The sequence below is a fragment of the Blastococcus sp. URHD0036 genome, assembly GCF_000701365.1.
Taxonomy (GTDB): Bacteria; Actinomycetota; Actinomycetes; order Mycobacteriales; family Geodermatophilaceae; genus Trujillonella.
Map to the genome: position 1 here is coordinate 148557 of NZ_JNIK01000017.1, position 17763 is coordinate 166319.

At 72.2% G+C, this 17763-nt stretch carries 20 protein-coding genes; 5 read left to right on the forward strand and 15 right to left on the reverse strand.

Features of this window, described 5'->3' with window-relative positions:
• The first annotated feature begins 137 nt into the window (after nt 1-137).
• Both N555_RS0119155 and N555_RS27035 read left to right on the forward strand, forming a co-directional pair.
• The gene (locus tag N555_RS0119155) at nt 138-1673 is read left to right on the forward strand and encodes an MFS transporter (RefSeq protein ID WP_029433105.1); all 1536 of its coding nucleotides are present in this window, start codon (nt 138-140) and stop codon (nt 1671-1673) included.
• 135 nt (nt 1674-1808) lie between these two features.
• On the forward strand, nt 1809-2225 hold the full coding sequence (locus tag N555_RS27035; protein ID WP_051684251.1) for a protein NO VEIN domain-containing protein: 417 nt from the start codon (nt 1809-1811) through the stop codon (nt 2223-2225).
• Nucleotides 2226-2290: 65 nt separating this feature from the next.
• On the opposite strand, the gene N555_RS29160 is transcribed toward N555_RS27035, so the two are convergent.
• From N555_RS29160 to N555_RS0119180, 4 genes are read right to left on the reverse strand one after another with little or no spacing between them, the layout of a single operon-like run.
• Nucleotides 2291-2524 carry a type II toxin-antitoxin system VapC family toxin gene (locus tag N555_RS29160; RefSeq protein WP_051684252.1) on the reverse strand — a complete coding sequence of 78 codons (234 nt, stop codon included), beginning with the start codon at nt 2522-2524 and terminating at the stop codon, nt 2291-2293.
• Between the two features lie 52 nt (nt 2525-2576).
• Nucleotides 2577-2813: a FitA-like ribbon-helix-helix domain-containing protein gene (locus tag N555_RS0119170; RefSeq protein WP_029433108.1), complete on the reverse strand. Its 237-nt coding sequence runs from the start codon at nt 2811-2813 to the stop codon at nt 2577-2579.
• Nucleotides 2814-2860: 47 nt separating this feature from the next.
• Complete coding sequence (locus N555_RS0119175; RefSeq protein WP_051684253.1) at nt 2861-4186, reverse strand: DUF4407 domain-containing protein; 1326 nt, start codon at nt 4184-4186, stop codon at nt 2861-2863.
• The gene (locus tag N555_RS0119180) at nt 4183-5052 is read right to left on the reverse strand and encodes a hypothetical protein (RefSeq protein WP_029433110.1); all 870 of its coding nucleotides are present in this window, start codon (nt 5050-5052) and stop codon (nt 4183-4185) included. The genes N555_RS0119175 and N555_RS0119180 overlap by 4 nt, the downstream gene beginning before the upstream one ends.
• A gap of 175 nt (nt 5053-5227) precedes the next feature.
• Between N555_RS0119180 and N555_RS0119185 the strand changes: the two genes are divergently transcribed.
• Nucleotides 5228-6121, forward strand: a complete 894-nt coding sequence (locus tag N555_RS0119185; RefSeq protein ID WP_197029086.1) for a carbohydrate kinase family protein — start codon at nt 5228-5230, stop codon at nt 6119-6121.
• 510 nt (nt 6122-6631) lie between these two features.
• Nucleotides 6632-6904: a hypothetical protein gene (locus N555_RS0119190; protein WP_029433112.1), complete on the forward strand. Its 273-nt coding sequence runs from the start codon at nt 6632-6634 to the stop codon at nt 6902-6904.
• Between the two features lie 197 nt (nt 6905-7101).
• Here N555_RS0119190 and N555_RS0119195 read toward each other — a convergent pair whose 3' ends face one another.
• Nucleotides 7102-7677: a hypothetical protein gene (locus tag N555_RS0119195; protein ID WP_156036433.1), complete on the reverse strand. Its 576-nt coding sequence runs from the start codon at nt 7675-7677 to the stop codon at nt 7102-7104.
• A gap of 113 nt (nt 7678-7790) precedes the next feature.
• Entirely contained in the window at nt 7791-7958 is a 168-nt protein-coding gene (locus tag N555_RS28005) for a hypothetical protein (protein ID WP_156036435.1), read from the reverse strand.
• A 220-nt stretch (nt 7959-8178) separates the two neighbouring features.
• On the opposite strand from N555_RS28005, the gene N555_RS0119205 reads away from it, so the two are divergent.
• Nucleotides 8179-8802 (forward strand): HhH-GDP family DNA glycosylase, encoded by a 624-nt coding sequence (locus tag N555_RS0119205; RefSeq protein ID WP_051684255.1) that lies wholly within the window; start codon nt 8179-8181, stop codon nt 8800-8802.
• A gap of 48 nt (nt 8803-8850) precedes the next feature.
• On the opposite strand, the gene N555_RS0119210 is transcribed toward N555_RS0119205, so the two are convergent.
• From N555_RS0119210 to N555_RS0119250, 9 genes are all read right to left on the reverse strand, one after another.
• Nucleotides 8851-9039 (reverse strand): hypothetical protein, encoded by a 189-nt coding sequence (locus N555_RS0119210; RefSeq protein WP_029433115.1) that lies wholly within the window; start codon nt 9037-9039, stop codon nt 8851-8853.
• 89 nt (nt 9040-9128) lie between these two features.
• A complete protein-coding gene (locus N555_RS0119215; protein WP_156036437.1) occupies nt 9129-9731 on the reverse strand; it encodes a hypothetical protein in 603 nt (200 codons plus the stop codon).
• Nucleotides 9732-9891: 160 nt separating this feature from the next.
• Nucleotides 9892-11550 carry an NAD(P)/FAD-dependent oxidoreductase gene (locus N555_RS0119220; protein ID WP_029433117.1) on the reverse strand — a complete coding sequence of 553 codons (1659 nt, stop codon included), beginning with the start codon at nt 11548-11550 and terminating at the stop codon, nt 9892-9894.
• A 60-nt stretch (nt 11551-11610) separates the two neighbouring features.
• Nucleotides 11611-12285, reverse strand: a complete 675-nt coding sequence (locus N555_RS0119225) for a DUF6308 family protein (protein WP_051684256.1) — start codon at nt 12283-12285, stop codon at nt 11611-11613.
• A 39-nt stretch (nt 12286-12324) separates the two neighbouring features.
• The gene (locus tag N555_RS0119230; RefSeq protein ID WP_029433119.1) at nt 12325-12612 is read right to left on the reverse strand and encodes a hypothetical protein; all 288 of its coding nucleotides are present in this window, start codon (nt 12610-12612) and stop codon (nt 12325-12327) included.
• 158 nt (nt 12613-12770) lie between these two features.
• On the reverse strand, nt 12771-14051 hold the full coding sequence (locus tag N555_RS0119235; protein ID WP_051684257.1) for a DUF6884 domain-containing protein: 1281 nt from the start codon (nt 14049-14051) through the stop codon (nt 12771-12773).
• Nucleotides 14048-15700, reverse strand: a complete 1653-nt coding sequence (locus N555_RS0119240) for an NERD domain-containing protein (protein WP_034511503.1) — start codon at nt 15698-15700, stop codon at nt 14048-14050. Before N555_RS0119240 ends, N555_RS0119235 begins: the two co-directional genes overlap by 4 nt.
• Before the next feature lie 181 nt (nt 15701-15881).
• Nucleotides 15882-16523: a hypothetical protein gene (locus N555_RS0119245; protein ID WP_029433122.1), complete on the reverse strand. Its 642-nt coding sequence runs from the start codon at nt 16521-16523 to the stop codon at nt 15882-15884.
• Between the two features lie 134 nt (nt 16524-16657).
• The gene (locus N555_RS0119250; protein ID WP_156036439.1) at nt 16658-17686 is read right to left on the reverse strand and encodes a PGN_0703 family putative restriction endonuclease; all 1029 of its coding nucleotides are present in this window, start codon (nt 17684-17686) and stop codon (nt 16658-16660) included.
• Between the last annotated feature and the right edge of the window lie 77 nt (nt 17687-17763).

Sequence of the window (17763 nt, forward strand, 5' to 3'; positions counted from 1 at the left end):
ACCTCTCTCCCCCGTCCGGCACCGACCCGCCGGGCTCGATCTCCGGGCTCACCGCGACGAAGCGCGCCCTGCCCACCCGCGCGATGTCACATCCCCGCGACTCGCGTCGTCTCACCTGCATGAAGGAGCACCTCGTCATGTCCGCAGAAGGACTCGTCGTCCCGCCCGGGGACACCGTCCCCGAGGACCCGACGCCGGCGCCCGCCGTCGACGGGCCCGACCCGAAGCGCTGGCTCGCGCTGGCGGTCATCGCCATCGCGCAGCTGATGATCATCCTCGACGCCTCGATCGTGAACGTCGCCCTGCCGGCCATCCAGACCGACCTCGGCATCACCGACGCGAACCTGCAGTGGGTCATCACGGCGTACACGCTGGCCTTCGGCGGTCTGCTGCTGTTCGGCGGCCGGATCGCCGACTTCATGGGCCGCAAGCGGTCGTTCATCTTCGCGCTCGTCGGCTTCGCGATCGCCTCGGGTCTGGGCGGCATCGCCCCGAACGAGGGGCTGCTGTTCGCCGCCCGGGCCCTGCAGGGCGCGTTCGCCGCACTGATGGCCCCCGCGGCGCTGTCGATCCTGACGCTCACGTTCACCGAGCCCAAGGAGCGGGCGCGGGCGTTCGGCGTCTTCGGCGCCATCTCCGGCGGTGGCGCGGCCATCGGCCTGATCCTGGGCGGCGTCCTCACCGAGTACGCCTCGTGGCGCTGGACGCTCGGCGTCAACGTGCCGATCGCGCTGGCCGCGGCCTTCTTCGCCATCTCCCTGGTCCGGGAGAGCCGCGCCGAGGGTGACCGCCACTTCGACATCCCGGGCGTGCTGCTCTCCGCGGTCGGCCTGGTCAGCCTGGTCTACGGCTTCACCAAGGCCGCCGAGCAGGGCGTCGGCTGGGGCGACCCGCTGACCATCACGCTGCTGGTCGTCGCCGTCGTCCTGCTGGCCGCCTTCGTCGTCTGGGAGACCCGCACGGAGCACCCGCTGCTGCCGACGCGCGTCATCCTGGACCGCGTCCGCGGTGGCTCCTACCTGCTGTTCCTGCTGGTGGGCGCCGGCCTGTTCGCGATGTTCCTGTTCCTGACGCTCTACTTCCAGCGGACCCTCGGGTACACGCCGCTCGAGGCCGGCTTCGCGTTCCTGCCCTTCAGCGGCGGGATCATCCTGGGTGCCGGCGTCGTGTCGCAGCTGCTGCCCCGGGTCGGCCCGCGGCCGCTGATGATCACCGGCCTGGCCATGGCCGTGGTCGGCATGCTCCTGCTCACCCGGATCGGCGTGGAGAGCTCCTACGTCACCCAGGTGCTGCCGTCGGAGATCCTGATCAGCCTCGGCATGGCGGCGACGTTCGTGCCGACGTCGAGCACCGCGCTGATCGGGGTGGAGCCGCGGGACGCCGGCATCGCGTCCGCCGTCCTGAACACCGCACAGCAGGTCGGCGGCTCGCTCGGGCTGGCCATCCTGACGACGATCTTCGCGTCGTCGGTGACCGGCTGGTTCGAGGACAACGCCGCGAAGCTGGCCGACCCGGCGTTCGCCGCCACGGCCGAGGCGCAGGCCAACGTGAGCGCCTACCACGTGGCGTTCGCGTCGGCGGCGGGCATCCTCGCGCTGGGGCTGCTGCTGGCGATCTTCCTGATCAAGGCGAAGAAGGAGGACCTGCCGACCGAGGCCGCGGTCGCGGCCTGACCGGTAGTTCCTGCGCGACGGCGCCGGTGGTCCTCCGGGACCGCCGGCGCCGTCTCGTTCCTACGGGTTCCGGTCGGCGGCGCGCGGGTGCACGCTCTTCTGTACAGCGGGGGACGTCGACCGAGGGGGTTGTCGATGACGACGACCGAGATGCGAGATCCGAAGCAGATCGAGGACGCGGCGATCGACTTCGTGGTGGAGCGGGAGCGCGCGGAGGGCCGGGAGGCCCGCGACACCCGCGGTGAGCCGGGCGCGGTCGCCGACCTCGTGAGCGGCGGCCGGGTCATCGAGGTGAAGGCGTGCGGGACGTCGTCCCGGGGCTACGAGCTGTGGCTGGGCTGCTGCCAGTACGTGGCCGCGCGGGACGACCCGGCGCACTTCTGGCTGTACCTGGTGGAGAACGTGGCCCAGGGGGACCCGGCGAGGTTCCAGCTGCTCCGCCTCGGTGGGCATCGGCTGCAGGAGCTGCTGGAGCGGGCGAAGGAGCAGCGCTACTGGACGGTGCCCGTGCCGGTGCGGGTCTACGACCAGCTGGCCGCCGAGCAGGGCTGAGCCCCTGCGACCCCCGTCCGCCGAGCCGGCGCGGTCGGGGTTCGTACTGACGTCGCGGGTGACGGTCAGCCCGCCGGGGTGTGGAACGTGCACCGGGGGCCCAACGCGGCGGCAAGCCGCCGGTCGAGGGTCCACAGCGGTACGTCGAGCACCTCGGCCAGGGCGACGTAGGCGGCGTCGTAGGCAGTGACCGTCGGGTGCAACGCCCAGACGCGGTCGGCCAGCGGCTCGAAGGGGAACGTCGAGACCGTCAGGGCGGCCAGGTCGCGGTGCGCCAGCGCCGCGACGTCCCGTCCCACACGTCTTGCCAGGACGGCGCGGCGGGGCACGCCTGGGCATCGACGACGACCGTCACCGCCGGTCGTCGTCGCGCAATCGCACGACCTCCTCAGCCGGGAGCTCGGTCCCGGTCGCCTGGACCCGGTGCTGCACGCGGTCCCAGATATCGGCCCGAGCGGGCCGGCGCGCGAGCTCGACGAGCCGGGCACGCACGTACTCCTGGAGCGACTGCCCCTCGCGCGCAGCCCGCGCGGCCAGCTCGTCCCGGATCTCGTCCGGGACGTCACGGATGGTCATGGAGACGCTCACGCATGCAGTAGAGCAGCCCTGCATGCGTGAGCGCCTGCCCATGACCGCTAGGCCATCCCCACCATCGAGTCGTCGATGCGCCGCGGGTCGTCGTAGGCGAGCTGCTCGTCGCGCCAGCGGGCGACCTGGCGCCGGGTGACGTCGAGCTGCGCCTCGAGCACCATGCCCGTGGCCCGCGACTCGGCCTCCAGCGTCCGGGCGGCCCGCGCCTCGGCGGCGGCAAGTCCGGACCGGGCGACCGCGTCGGCCTCCTCGTACTCCGCCTGGAGCCGCAGCCGGATCCGCTCCTCGGTCTGCTCCTCGTCGAGCTTGACCAGCCGCTCGTAGAGCGACGGCGGGGCCAGCGAGAGCATCGTCTTGAAGATGATCGGCAGGCACTCGAGCGCCGTCATGAAGGCGAAGAGCATCCAGTGCGCCGTCCCGGCCATCGGGTCCTCCTGGCCGAGGCGCTCGAGCGCGGTCAGCCGGGCGAGGATGCCGTCACTGTTGTCCACCTCCGCCTCGTGCGCGGCGACCGCAGCGTCACGCCCCTCCTGGGCATCGGCCACCTCGGCTTGGAGCGCAGCGAGGTCGACCTGCTGGTCGGCCGTCTCCTGCGTCTCCTGGGCGGTCAGGTCGGTCAGCGTCTGCGCCTTGAGCGCGACAAGCTCGGCCATCAGCGAGTTCCGCTCGGCCTCGGCCTGGTCCATCTCCTGCCGCTTCGACTGGGTGACGGGGCCCTCGCCCCGGTCACCCGTCCCGCCCGAGCCGTCGAGCTCGGCGAGGTAGGCCGCCTTGGCCGCCTCGTACCGGGCCGCGGCCTCGTCGACGCGGCGCTGCAGGTCGACGACGGCCGGGTCCTGGTCGACGTCGGCCTGGGTGACGCCGTCGGCGATGTCGGTCTGCAGGTCGACGATCTGCTGGCGCATCGCCGGGATCTCCGCGTACCGGCTGTCGGCCTCAAGCTGCTGGGTGAAGGCGTCCTCGTCCTCGGCGGCGATCTCCTGGACCTTCACGTCGATCTCGGACTCGAAGACGGCCAGCGTGAGCGGCGTCGAGACGACGGCGCCGATGAGCAGCGCCAGGACGACGCGCGGCACCGCCATCAGGAGGGTGCCGAACTTGGTCTTCAGCCGGGGCGTGGAGACGACGAGCCAGCGGTCGAGGTTGAGGATCACCAGCCCCCAGGCCAGCCCGCCGAGCAGGGCGAACGGCAGCCAGAGGTGCAGCGCCAGGTGCAGCGCATAGGTCGCCGCGACGACCGCGATGGCCGAGACCGAGACCAGGACCGCGCCCATGGCGATCTGCTTGGTGCGCTCCTTGGGCGCCTGCCGCAGGACGTCGCGGTTGGCGCCGGCGACGGTCAGGAAGAACTCGCCCAGGCGCGCCCTCATCGGGAGATCTCCCCGAGACGGCCGCGCAGGGTGGACGGCAGGCCGACGAGGCCGCCGGGCAGCACCGCTGCGCTGCGGCGCCGGCGGTCCGCGGCCTGGTAGAGCGCGTCGAGCCGCGCCGCGACAGGCGCGCCGGCCCCGACGGTGGCGGCGACGTCGACGCGCAGGGCGACGGACGGCGCCGGGGTGTCGCGCGGCGGCTGCAACGGCGGCACCGCGGTGGCGACCACCGTCGAGGTGGACGCAGGGGCCTCGACGGTCCGGTTGCGACCGATGACCTCGACGGACCGGGTGCTGCGGATGCGCACCGGCGCCTCGCCGCAGGCGGGGTAGCCGCGCAGGCCGTCGACGACGACGTCGTCCGCGTGCTCGAAGCACCAGGTGACGCTCACGGCCGAGCCCGGCTGGACGATGTGGTGACTCACCGAGAGGGCACGCAGGACGGGCGGCTGCCCGACCGGGGTCTCGGCGCCGGCGCGGACGCCGTGCCGGCAGACGACGACCGGCGCCTCCGCGGGCAGCGGGGACTCGACGGTCGAGGGTGCGCGGCGCTCGGCCTCGGCCTGCCGTCCGTCGCTGATCCAGCGATCGGTCCAGGGCAGCGCGGACTCGCGGCCGTCGTCCTTGCGCTTGGGGTGGCGCGGCACGAGCTCGTGCCAGTGCGCACGCACATAGGCCAGGAAGAACAGCACGCAGACCGACCAGACGAGGACCAGGAACATCTCGCCCAGGAAGGTCTGGACACGGTCGGCCTCTAGGCGGCCGCGCCACTCGGTGTTGCCGGACAGCGCGATGGTGGCGCCGAGCAGCAGGCACAGAGCCCAGCCGACGACGAGCGGATCACGACGCAGTGGTTCCTTGAACATGACTCCCCCGACGCGCGGCTCTCACCGCACGGTCTGTTGCAACGGAACTCGACCGGCTCGGTCGCTCCAGTCGTTAGGTAACCCTGCGTGATCGTCGAGGGGAATCACCTTCACCCATTCGGGAGCTCACCCGCGGGGCTGGCCACGGTGCGTGATCACCCGGCAGGCTGTTCGGGTGCCTCCACCCTCATGGCCTCGCCCCGCGGGCGCCGGTCCCGTCGTCGTGGTCGGGAAGCTGGTGGCCGACCAGGTGCTGGAGCTGTCGGGTCCGCTGGTGATCGGCGGGCAGCAGCGGGTGGCGCGGACGACGTCGGCGGGCGGTGCGGCGGCGAACGTGACGGCAGGGCTGGCCCGGCTCGGTGTGCCGGCGCAGCTGGCGGGGTGGGCGGGGGCGGATCCCGTGGCGGACGGGCTGCTGGCCGGCCTCTCGGCGCGTGGCATCTCACTGGCCGTGGTGCGGCGAGGACGGGCGCCGCTGACGACCGTGCTGGTGCACCCGGACGGCGAGCGCACGATGCTGACCGACCGCGGCGAGGGCGGGCTGGCGGTCTCCGACGTGCCGCCCGCCTGGGTGGCCGGTGCGGCCGTCGTCCACCTGGACGGCTACGACCTTTTGCGCTCCCCCGCGGCGCTGGCCGCCGCGGCCGGGCTGGCGCGGGAGGCCGGCGTGCCGGTGAGCGTGGATGTCGCGGCGGCGGCGCGGATCGCGCTGCTCGGGGTGGAGCGGTACGTGGAGCTGCTGACGGCGCTCGCGGCGGACGTGCTCTTCTGCAACCTGGACGAGGCGCGGGTGCTGGGTCTCCTCGACTCGGTGCCGTCGTGGGCGCCGGGGTTGGTGCTGGTGCACGCCGGGCCCTCGCCGACGCGGGTGGTCACGCGGGCGGGGTCGTGGTCGGTGCCGGTGCCGCCGGTCGCGTCGGTGCGGGACACGACCGGCTGCGGGGACGCCTTCGCCGCGGGGGTCTTGGCCGGCTGGCGGGGCGGGCTGCCCGTGCTGGCGGCCGTTGAGTCAGGTCACGCGGCGGCCGCGGTCGTCGCCGGCGTGCTCGGAGCTCAGCCGCCGTCCTGAGACGAATCGGGTGGAGCGAACCGTCGCCCGCCAACGCTCGCAGTAGTGAGGGATTCAAGGCGTTGAGCGGCGACGGGGTCTCCATCTGTGAGAGTCCAACGACGCTCACGCCACTCATCCACACCAGTCGCCACTTACGGCACGATGTGGAACCCAATCTCCTGAGCAGCCGCTCTCCGTGCGCTTACCGTTCCCGCGACCGCTCGACCGCTTCACATCATCTACGGGGAACGTCCACCATGCGCCTGAAGCCCTTGACCCGCTGCCGCTGCCGCTGCCGTTCTCGCCCTCACCGGTTGCAACCAGACCGACGGCTCCGTTTCCGACGCGACCGCCGGGAGCAACCGCCCCAGTGACTCTGTCAGCTCGGAAGAGGCAGCTGCCCCCGCGGCCGAGACTCCCACCAATCCGGTCTTCGGCCAGACGTACACCTTCGAAGACGGGCTCGCCGTCACGATCAGTGCGCCGCGGCCTTACACCCCGTCCGAGTACGCGTACGTCGACGAAGGCGTGACGACTTTCCTCGCCTTCGACGTGACCGTCGTCAACGGAACTGACGCGAACTACGAGCCCGCCATGTTCTCGACCACCATGCAGAGTGGGAACGCCGAGGAGCAGGAGGTCTTCGACTCCGAAGGCGGCCTCGAGGGTTCCCCGAGCACGCCGATCCTCCCTGGCCGCGAGACCGCCTTCACCGTCGGCTACGGCGCCTCCAACCCGGCAGACCTCGTCATGCAGGTCCGTCCCGGCTTCGAGTACGAATCGGTCATCTACACGCTCTGACCGCCACCGACTCCTGATTGGGCTCCGGCGCAACGCGCCGGGGCCCAATCCGTGTCGTCCCGCAGGGCGTACCGGTCACCCCCGGGCAATGCGACTCGCGCGGTCTCGTCGAGCATGCGCCTGGGCACGAGTCCGTCCGTTCTACGTCGGTCGTCCGCGCGCCGACGGAGCGACAGCTACCGCCGCCGTGGTGGCCCTCAGGCGGCGCAGTTCGGGCACCGGCCGCTGGGCGGCAGCTGCAGGTAGCAGGAGGTGCAGATGACGGCGGCCCGCGGTTCCCGCTTCGCTGCCCGTTCGCGTGCGGCGGCGACCTTGCGGGTCAGTGCAGGTCGCCCGCCGGCCGGCGGCAGATCGGCACCGAAGAACTCGTAGCACCGGAGCCGGGATACCGCGGCATGCTTGTCGAGGTCGGCGGGCATCTGCTCGTCGGCGAGCTCGATGACCAGCCGGTAGGCCGGGCCGATCTCCTCCCCCGTCTGCCGCACGCACAGCGCCGTCAGCGGTGGTTCGCCGCGCTGGTGGCCGTCCTGCGCGACGGGTCCGAGGATCTTCGGCATCAGGTTGGACAGCAGCATGCTGGTCTCGACCCCGGTCACCTCGAACATCCGGTCCGCCAGCTGCCGGTAGGTGACGTACGCGCCGTACCGGCCGGCCGTCTCGAGGAGCTCCTGCCGTGCTGCCGCGATCCATGCGGCCTCGGCGTCGGCGAATTCGACGGGCTCGCCGTCACTGCGTCGCCACGTGCCTCGGGGACCGTCCTTCGTCATTGCCATAGGGGGACCCTAGGCGCGAATCCTGGCGGTCCCGACCACCGCGCTCGACAGGTCGACCCACGGCCCGCCCCGCACCGGCGGACCCTGTGGGTCCGGCACGGGCGTTCGCCGTCTCAGCGGGCGCGGTACTCCTGGCGCGGGTCGGGCTTCGGCTGCGACGGCCGGAAGCCGGCATCGAAGCGCAGCGTGGGCTCGACGGTGTGGTCGTCGTCCGGACGTGCGTGCCGGCCGCCCCGGGGCAGCGCGAACTCCGCGGTCTCGTCGAGCAGGTGCCTGGCCATGACGCCGTCCTTCCGTAGTCGGTCGGGAGCGAAAGCTACGTGGAGTCGGCGCGCGGCGGGCGGCTGCTGGGCCACGCGGGAGCCGTGGGACGACCCTGTGAAGGCGGTCACTCTCCCGGGCCGTGACCGACGTGATGAGCCGGATCACACGTCGTCGCTGCGGTCCTGCTCACCGGCCGCCCCGCCGATGAAGTTACGGAAGAACCGAAGGGGAGGACACATGGACATCGACGAAGCAGCGGTGCTGCTCCTGCGGCATCTGGACGCCAGCGGCATCACGGTGACCGAGCGGACGCGCGGGTGGAACCACATGGGTGCGCTCATCTGTGACGCCGCTCTGCAGCCACGGACGCGCTACCGCACCGTCGTCGAGCCGCGGGTCCGGGCGTTGCGCGCGGCCTGGCCGGACGCGGACACGGTGTCGCGGTTTGCCGACCGCCTGCGGACCTCCGACATCGGTACGGCCCTGAATTGGCGCGGTCCACGGAAGCTGCGGGTGATCCACGAGCTCACCGCCGCGCTGCAGCACGAAGGGGTCGAGACCGTCTCCGACCTGCGTCAGCGCCTCGCGGCCGAGGACGGTCTGCTGCGCGCCAGGCTGCGCGAGGTGCGCCGGGTCGGCCCCAAGACGGTCGACTACCTCTCCATCCTGGCCGGGTCGCCTGATCACGTCGCGGTCGACGTCCACATCAACGGCTTCGTCCTCGATGCCGGGATCCCCTCGCTGACCTACAGCGAGTGCGTGGCCGTCGTGCGGAGCGCCGCCGCGATGCGCGGATGGGCAGCCGGCGACCTGGACGCGGCCATCTGGGACCACATGAGCCGGAGCCCCTCGATGGCGTGATCCGGCCGCGCCTGCGCCGCTACGACGGGACGGCCGAACACGGGGCGGCTACTGCGAGCTGCGGTCCTGCGGCGCGGGCGGGGCCGGCTTCGGCCGCTCGCGGAAGCCCGGGTCGAAGCGCTTCGTGGCCTCGGCCTGCTCGGCGTCGTCGTGCTCCGGACCGTCGTCCTCGGCCGAGTGCTTGCCGGGCCGCGGCATCTTGAACTCGGCCGTCTCGTCGTTCAGGTGCCTCGCCACGATGGGTCCTCCCCCTGCTCGTCTGGCCACAGACTACGGAGGCACGCGCCGGACCGCGGAAACGGCCGGACCTGCAGCCGGCCCGCCGCCTACTCCACCCGCACGAACTGGCGCCCGTCCCAGTGCCAGCGCACGGTGATCGGGACCGAGGGGCCGCTGGCATGAGAGTCCTCCGGCCCGTAGGCCGTCATCGCGGCCACGATGTCGCCGCCCTCGACGGTCAGCCCAGCGGGGTCGTAGAGCGGAGCGAGGATCGACTCCTCCCGGAGCATGCGCGGGCTCGGCAGCACACCGAGCCGGTCGCCGTCGGCCGTGAAGACCTGGGCCTCCTCGAGGATGCCGTTCGACGGCTGCGGCGAGCACTGCAGCAGCACCACCACGTCGCGGTCGCCGTCTCCGTCGACGTCCCCGCTCGCCGAGGTCTCGAACCCGATCTCGTAGTGGTCGTAATACGGCGGGCGACTCGGGTCGGCGGACACCCAGGCGGCTCCGTCAGTGAGCGTCGCGGGGAAACCGTCCGGGACGATGCCGTCGCAGGTGACGCTGTAGGTGGCGTTGCGCCAGTCGTGCAGTGTCGTCGCCGCGGCGGCCTCGCCACGGACGTCGGTGGCGCAGCCGGCCAGGAGACCCATCGCGACCCCGGCAGCGGCCAGCCCTCGGATGCGCCGGTGCTGGGAAGAGCCGGTCGTCACGGGCACCTCCGCCGTCCTCGGGAAGGCGGGTTGGAGGTGCGGAGCGTACGAGCGTTCGCGGGGCACCGGCACGGCCGTCGCGGCCGTGGGCAGTGGCGGGTGCGCCGTACGGGTGTCGACCACGGAGGGTGGCCGCGGCCCTGCACGGCGACATCTGCGGTCAGCCGGCGATCAGCCGGTGCACCTGCTGGATCGCGATCGACCCCTCGCCCACGGCGGAGGCCACCCGCTTGACCGACCCGTGCCGGACGTCGCCCGCCGCGAGCACGCCCGGGATGCTGGTCTCCAGCGGGAGCGGAGGCCGTCCGAAGGCCCGGACCGCGTCGTCGCTGAGGTCGGCACCGGTGAGGACGAAGCCGGCCTCGTCCCGTTCCACGGTCGGTGGCAGCCACGCGCTGTGCGGCTGGGCGCCGATCATCAGGAACAGCCCGTAGGCGCTGACGGTCTCGCGCTCGCCGGTCGCGCGGTCGCGCAGCACCAGGTGCTCCAGCCAGCCGTCGCCGTCCCCGTCGACGACCTCGGTGCCGCAGCGGACGTCGATGTTCGGCGTCTCCTCGATCTGGTGGACCAGGTAGTGCGACATCCCGGCGGTCAGGCTCGCGGCGCGCACCACGAGCGTGACCCGCTTGGCGTAGCCGGCGAGGTGGATGGCGGCTTGGCCGGCGGAGTTCGCGCCCCCGACGATGAACACCTCCTCGCCGGAGATGAGCGGCGACTCGGACATCGCGGCGCCGTAGAAGACCCCAGCTCCGCGCAGCGCCTCGAGCGACTGGACGCCGAGCAGCCGGTAGCTCGCGCCCATCGCGAGGACGACGGCGCCGGCCACCACCACTCCCCCGGTGTCCAGCGTGAGGACGATCCCGTCGCGCTCGCGGGCCAGGGTGGTGACCTCCTGCATGAAGGCGTACCGGGCGCCGAACACCCATGCCTGCTGGAACGCCCGCCGGGCAAGGTCGGCACCGCTCAGGCCGCGGGGGAAGCCGAGGTAGTTGCGGATCGACGAGCTCGTCGTGGCCTGCCCGCCGATGGCGGCGGCGTCGATGACGAGGGTGCGCAGACCCTCGGAGGCGCCGTAGACGCCACCGGACAGCCCGGCCGGCCCGCAGCCGACGATGACCAGGTCGAACCGCTCACCGGACGGGTCGATCGTCCGTCCGGAGCTTCGGGCGATGTCCCCGTCGGTGGGGTTCTCCAGGACCCGGCCGTCCGGGAGGACGAGCATCGGGAGTCTCCGATCGGGACCCGTGCCGGCGAGGATGGCCCGCCCCTCGTCGGAGCCGGCGAGGTGGAACCGGTGCGGCAGCGCGCAGCGGCCGAGGACGTCGCGCAGCTCGTACGCCCGCCCGGACCAGGTCTCCCCCACCACGTCGATCGTGTGCGGCGCGCGCCGCTTCGCCTCGGCCCACAGCAGCAGGAAGCCCGAGACGGAGTGGTGGAACTCCTCGTCCGGTGGCGGCGCGGGGCGCACCAGGTACTGGTCGATGCGGCCGCGGGCGACCGCCTCGAAGATGGCGTCACCGGTGTCCGGCTGGCCCAGGCGGCCCCAGCTGATCAGCAGCGCGCGCTGGGCGTGCGGGAACAGCGGGCGGACCGCCCCGAGGAGGTCCAGCCCCGATGACTCCTCGCCGGCCATGACCAGGGCGACGTCGTCACCGGCGTCGGCGAGGCGGGTGAGCGCGGCTAGCCCCTCGTCCACCGTGCTGAAACAGCAGACTCGGTAGTCGGCGGCGTACCGGGCGCTCAGCTCCCGCTCGACGTCGGCGAGCAGGGCCGGATCGTCGTCGATGGCGACCAGCAGCGGCGCATGCAGGGCAGACATGCCCCCTGATCGTAGGGACGGCGCGGCGTCCGCGGAACCGAATTCAAGTCCCCGACCCGCTCAGATCAGGCCAGGGCAACCGTTCTCCAGGTGCACCGGTCGGTGGCGCATCCAGAGGACGACGTCGAGGGCGCGGAGCGTCGAGATCCGGTCGGGGACGCCTGCCGCCCGGCGAGCAGCGGCGAGACGATCAGCGACTCCAGCCTCGCCCGCGAAGACGTCGAGGTGCCATCCCCAAGACTCGTCGGGCAGTCCGGTCAGGCACCGCGCGACCCGGTCGTAGGCCGGGATGAGACGCGGGCGCTTGCGCGCGAGCAGGGTGTGCGCGATGAACCAGTCCATGCCGTGCGGTTCCTCGAGCAGATCCCGTGCCAGCCGGACGGGGGAGCCCGCAGCGAAGAACAGGTCGTGCGCCGCCGGGTCTTCGATGCCGACGTCGACCGGGATGCGCCCGAGGCACCCGGCGACGTCCCCTCCGGGGTCGCCCTCGAGGAGTTGCAGCGCCACGTCGCCGGGGACGCTCATCGACAGCAGGGTCACCGCGACGAGGTCGTCGGGGGTGATCCGGTTCGCCGTCTCGGGTCGGTCACCGCCGCCGAGGAACTCGAAGCGGCTGCCGGCGAAGCGAGGCGGCGCGTCAGCCGCACGGTCCGGCTCGAAGTAGGCCGCCAGGTCCTCGACCGCACGGGGCGACTCGACGACCTCGAGCAGGCGACTCAGGGTGGCGGGAGGCACGGGGCGGACGCTCGCAGCAAGAGCTGACAGTCCCGCCGATCAATCGTCTTCCTCAGCCATCGACTCCCACCGCCGGACCTCGTCGCCGTCGACCTCGTCCACGGTCGACCAAAACTCGGCGACGTCGAATGGGTACGCGAGGCAGATGGCGCCGATGCCTGCGCCGATCTCGACCCCGTCATCGGTCTCCTCGAGCCAGATGTCGGCGTCACAGTCCCCGTCGACCAGGTCAGCGAGCTCCTCGATCGTCCTGGCCCCTGTCGCCGCGAGCAGGTTCGGCAGATCGAGGACGATCGACCGAACCAGGGGCTGCGCAGTGGCATCCATCGGACTTCGCATCTCCGCTGCCGATGGGCTCGAGCAGGGTCCCGGTTCCCGGCCTCGTCATCCCGCGAGGCGCGACGTTCGGGGTGATCATCTCGCGAGGCTGCGACATCTCAGGCCCAGAGCGGGGCCGGCGCCGAGGGGTGGATCCGCCGGGGTGGCTACGACGAGGCCGCCAGCTCGGACCGCAACCGGCTGAGCGTCCGCCGCAGTGGTGTGGCCGGCATTCCGCTCAGGTTGAGCGGCGGGTCGGTGAGCTCGAGCAGCTTCTCCTCCGCCGCGAACACGCCATCAGCAGGGAGCGGCAGCACAGCAACGCGCAGGTGCGCATGCATCCATCGGCTGAGCTCGGCCTCGTCGGCCACCGGCGTGCCGGAGTGGCGGAGCGCGGCGGTCAAGGTCAGCCGGAACGTCGAGAAGTCGCGGTTGCCCTGCAGGTGCATGCCACCGACGCGGCCCCAGAGCGTGTTCGACGAGACCTTGCCGTTCGGCCGCTGCCCGCCGGCCCGACCGGCATAGGCGAGGCCCGGCTGGACGAGGTGCCCGAGGCCCGCGGACAACCCTGTCGCGCCCGGGTCGTCAACCCACCAGCTGTACAGCCCGGGCTCTCCGTACGTCGCCCGCCCTCCGGCGAGGAAGGCCGCTGGTGCGATCGCGTTCTGCCCGTCGAGCAGGGAGGAAAGGTCAGCGTGCTCCGGCTGCTCCGGCCGCTCCGGCGTCCGGTCGGAGCCGTACCAGGCGAGGCGTTTCCCGAGGCCGAGCCCGGCTAGCGGTTCGGTCAGCGTGGCGCCTGCCGCGGCCAGCGGGGCAGCGAGCGGCTCGCAGTACGCGCGGCCGGCGTGCACCTCGACGACCGCGCGAGCGAGGTCGTGGCGCGTGGCCAGCTGCGCGACCACCCAGGCACCCCAGGCCGTCCGATAGGTCCGCGGCTGGTCGGCCAGGTAGACGTCGTAGGGCGCGACGACCTCGGTCGGGTCGAGCAGCCCGAACTTCGCGCTCAGCACGTACCAGGGCGCGCTCCCCCGACGGGCCAGCTCGCTGGCCTTGGTGAAGGCGGCGCCGGTGAACAGCTCCGCGGCCTGGCGGGCTGACGGCGCCTTCGAGCTGGAGCACCCGATGAGGACCACGTTCGCGGCGGACGACCGCGCGGGCGTGGACGGTTTCGCGGACGCTGGTCGAGCTAGAGTCACCGTCGGCGCTGAGCCGCGGTAACGGCGGTACTCCCCGCGCCCGACCCGCTCCAGCAGCGGCGTCCGACCGCGGAAGGGGTTGCTCGCGTTCGTCGCGTTCGCCGTGGCGTACTGGATGTGCGTGCCGATCGAGGACTCCTCGACGTCCGGGCGGAGCTGTCGCACCCGCGCCAGGAGGGCGGACCGGCTGAACGGCTCGGGCAGCGATTCCGACGCCTGCCTCACCAGGTCCCAGATCGAGTCGTTGCTCACCGCGCGCCGTCCGCCTGCAGTAGGCGCTGGACGACGCTCTCCCCACCGACCTGCCGGATCAGCTCGAGATCACCGCAGACCACGAGCAGGTCACGGGCCCGGGAGAGGCCGACGTAGAGCATCTCCCGGGCGCGAGCGGCGTCCCGGAAGCCGTTGACCGCCAGGACGACAGCAGGCCGCTCGAGGCCCTTGAAGCCGAGGACGTGGCCGTAGAAGAGGTCGTCGTCATCCCAATAGGTGGCCCAGTACGCGTCCGGGCCCTTGGCCTGCCTTTCGGCCTGGACCGGATGCCGCCGGTGCGTCGTCAGTAGCGCGACTGCCTGCGGTGGCCAGTCCTCCTTCTCGAGAAGTGTGCTGGCCATGTCGTCAGCGACGTCGACGGCGTCCTCGGTGGCGCACTGCACGAAGCGGACCGGCATGCCGCTGTGCCCACGGATCTTCATCTGCGAGGGCGCGAGGGTCCGGAAGGTGTTGGCGATCTGCTTGGTGTTGCGCAGGTTCTCGTTCAGGTTGATCGGCACGAGGTCGACGGTCGGCCGGCCCTGGCGGGCGAACACCCGCTGCCCCTCGTCGGCGAAGACGTACAGGCTGCCCCGCTCGGGGTCGCGCAGCGCGGCGAGCACCGCCGGCCACCACGAGGCGGCGAAGTCCTGCGCCTCGTCGATGACGATCGCGTCGAAGCGCTCGTTCTCCGGCAGCGCGGCCGCGAGCGTCTCCATCTCGCCGGGGAGGAACTCCTCCCAGTACCGGCTGTCGTCGTCGGTCCCCTCGGGGACGCCCCAGCCGATGCCGAGGTAGTGGAAGGTCCCGACGTAGGCCGGTCGCTCCCGACGGCGCAGCGTGCCGACCCGACGCTTCAGAAACTCGGCCAGGCCGCGGGAGTAGCACATGAGCGCGACGCGCTGACCGTCCGCTGCGAGCCGTCGGGCCTTCTCCACGGCCAGCCAGGTCTTACCCGAGCCGGCGCCGCCGCGGATCTCCACGCGCGGCACGAGCGCCAGCTGGTCGAGGACATCGGCCTGGTCGCGGGTGAGGAGCTCGCACGCCGCCTCGCTCTCGCCGAGGTCGGCGACGAGGGCCTGCTGCGGAATCGAGGCGCCGAGCAGGCAGTCGACCAGGTCGTCGATGTCCTGCGGCAGCGGCGGGTCGGGCTGCTCCTCCACCTTGTGCAGAGCCGCCTCGATCCGCGACGCCGCGAACGGCAGGTCGGTCTTGTCGAGCACCATCCACCTGGGCGCGTCCGGGGCGCGGAAGTCATCGGGCAGCGTCGTCGTCGGCAGGGCGACGAGGTGGACCAGCCGCGGGTTCCCGGCGGTCCAGCGAGGGTGCTTGTCCAGGTAGCCGCGGAGCAGGTACCGGCAGATGCGCGCCTGGTCGACGGGGTGGATCACCTTGTCGACGCCGCCGCCGACCTGACGCCACTCGCCGTCGGCGAGGTAGACGCTGCCGCCCTTGACCTCGATGACGGCTACGCCGACGCCAGGCCAGGCGACGATGACGTCGGCCTCGCGGTCCTGTCCGCGATCGCTGAACCGCCGGCCGCAGATGAGGACGGCGTCGTCGGGCAGGTTCTCCTGCAGCGCCTCGACGAACAACTGCTCGGACGGCGCCGCGAAGACCGGCTCCTCCGGATACCGACGCGCGGTCACACCCGCACCCCTGCCGCGCTGCCTGCCATGGTCACGACGACTCCTCCCCGTTGCCGGGCCCCAGAACACCGCGGCCCGCGTGGACCATGGCATGTGCGAGCGAGAGGGCCACAGGTTTCGGGACCGAGGCGTCCCCAGATGCCCCACCCATCCCGCGACGGAACTCGGTGTCGGGTCAGGGTCACTCGTCGAATCGCTCGCACACCGCCAGACAGGAGGCGCACATCCCCTCGCTCCGGTCGAACTCCTCGGGGGCGGCGGGTCGCCGGCACGTGGCGCACCAGCGGAACGATCGGCGTCGGCGGGAGACGATGGCCTCGGCGGCCCGAGCGACCTCAGAGGAGAACCACTGCAGGTCCTCACGGGTGAACCGGTGGCCGTCGGGTGGGACGACGTCCTGCCGCGGGCCCCAGTCGACGAGCGGCCGAGCCAGCACGAACCTGCCGGCCTCGACGCCGACCGCGAGCTGCGCCGGCTCGCCACTCACGAACCACTGCAGGCCGTCGTTCCCGCCGTGGTCCTCGCGCCGCCAGCCGGCGCCGAGGACGCGGACGACGTCCGGCCAGCCGACGCCGAGCAGGTCAGCGAGCGCCTGCTCGTCCGCGGTGGGATCGCCCTCGCGCCCCCATGAGAGTCCGCACGCACCGCATGCCCACTCCGGGTTGCCCGCCGGGTCGAGCAGGCACCCGCCCAGCGCGACCAGGCCCCGTTCCGCGAGCTCGAACAGGTCGCCGGACGGCATCCCCCACACGATCGGGACCGACTCCTCGCGCCCGCACTCCGGGCACACCCGCCCGGCCTGGATCCCCAGCGATCTACTCACGCAACTCCCCGTGTCCCGGCCGTTCCTCCGACGGCGGAGCAGGAGAGTGGCATCGAGCACCGACAAGAACCGGAACGGCGCCCAGCCGGTTCACCTGATCGGGTTGTCGCTAGGGCAGCCCGCGGTCCCACCGATCAGTCGGCGCAGTATCGCCGCCGGAACGACCTTGCCCAGTCGGTGACCCCGGGCCGGCGCTCAGCCGCGGTGGCGAACTCCCCGTGTCCGAGGAAGCGCACGTCTGTCGGCATCGCGCCACGGTCAGCCTGCAAAGCCGCGACTGCCGTGCGGGCCCCGGCATCGTCATCCCGGGCAAGCACCAGAGTGAGTGCGACGTCGAAAGGCGCGGTCGCTCCGCTCCCGCCTCGGCGGACGCTCTCGGTGAGCAGGACGTTGCGCAGGAGCTGCCGGGTGGCGTGACCGCGGAGCCGGTCGAAAGCACCCGGTGCCATGCCGAAGTCGCGACAGAACTGCTCGTACCGCCGGTCGGCCTCCGCGTTGTCCGGGTCGCGACTGAAGCTGTCGACGTACTTGGTCTCGACGGCAACGAGGAGGCTGCGGCCGTCGGCGAGGGTCGCAGAGACCACCGCGTCGAATGCCGACCGGTCCCCCGTGTGCTGGCGGCGGTCGGGCGCCCACTCGCACTCGATGCCGTCGATCGTGCGTTCACCGATCTGCACGAGAGCCAACGCCGCGATGTCGAGTCCCAGGAGGTCGCTCAGCAGCGGCACCGCGATCTCGGGGTGCGCTCGCAGGTGGCCGAAGACGCTGAAGCACAGCGGCATCGAGCTGAGCATGTTGGTACGCAGCCGGGTCTTCTCCAGCTGCCCGCCCTCACGCGGCACCTGCTCCGCGCGCACCTCCGCGTAGTCCGCAGCCTCGGGGCTGAGGAAGTTGGCACGCCAGTCGTCAGGACGGAGGTAGTTGCCGAGCACACGGTCGCCCCGGGTACCTGCGGGGAGCCTCAGAACCTCCTCGCGGTACAGCGACTGCCGACGCCGTTCGCGGCGAGTGACAGCGTCGTCGGAGGAGACGTCCAGCGGGTCGGCGGCACCGGCGTAGCGGCTGTCATCGTGAGGAGCCATGCCGTGACGGTAGGTACGTGTACGGCTCGGTCCGCGGTGCCGCGCCACATCCCGCCCCGCCCATGCGATCCCGGACGCCACGGACGGCCTTCTCGCGACGAGTGAATGACAACCCGACTCTCGAAAATCCGGAACTCTGCGGTTCGCTCCTGCCACAG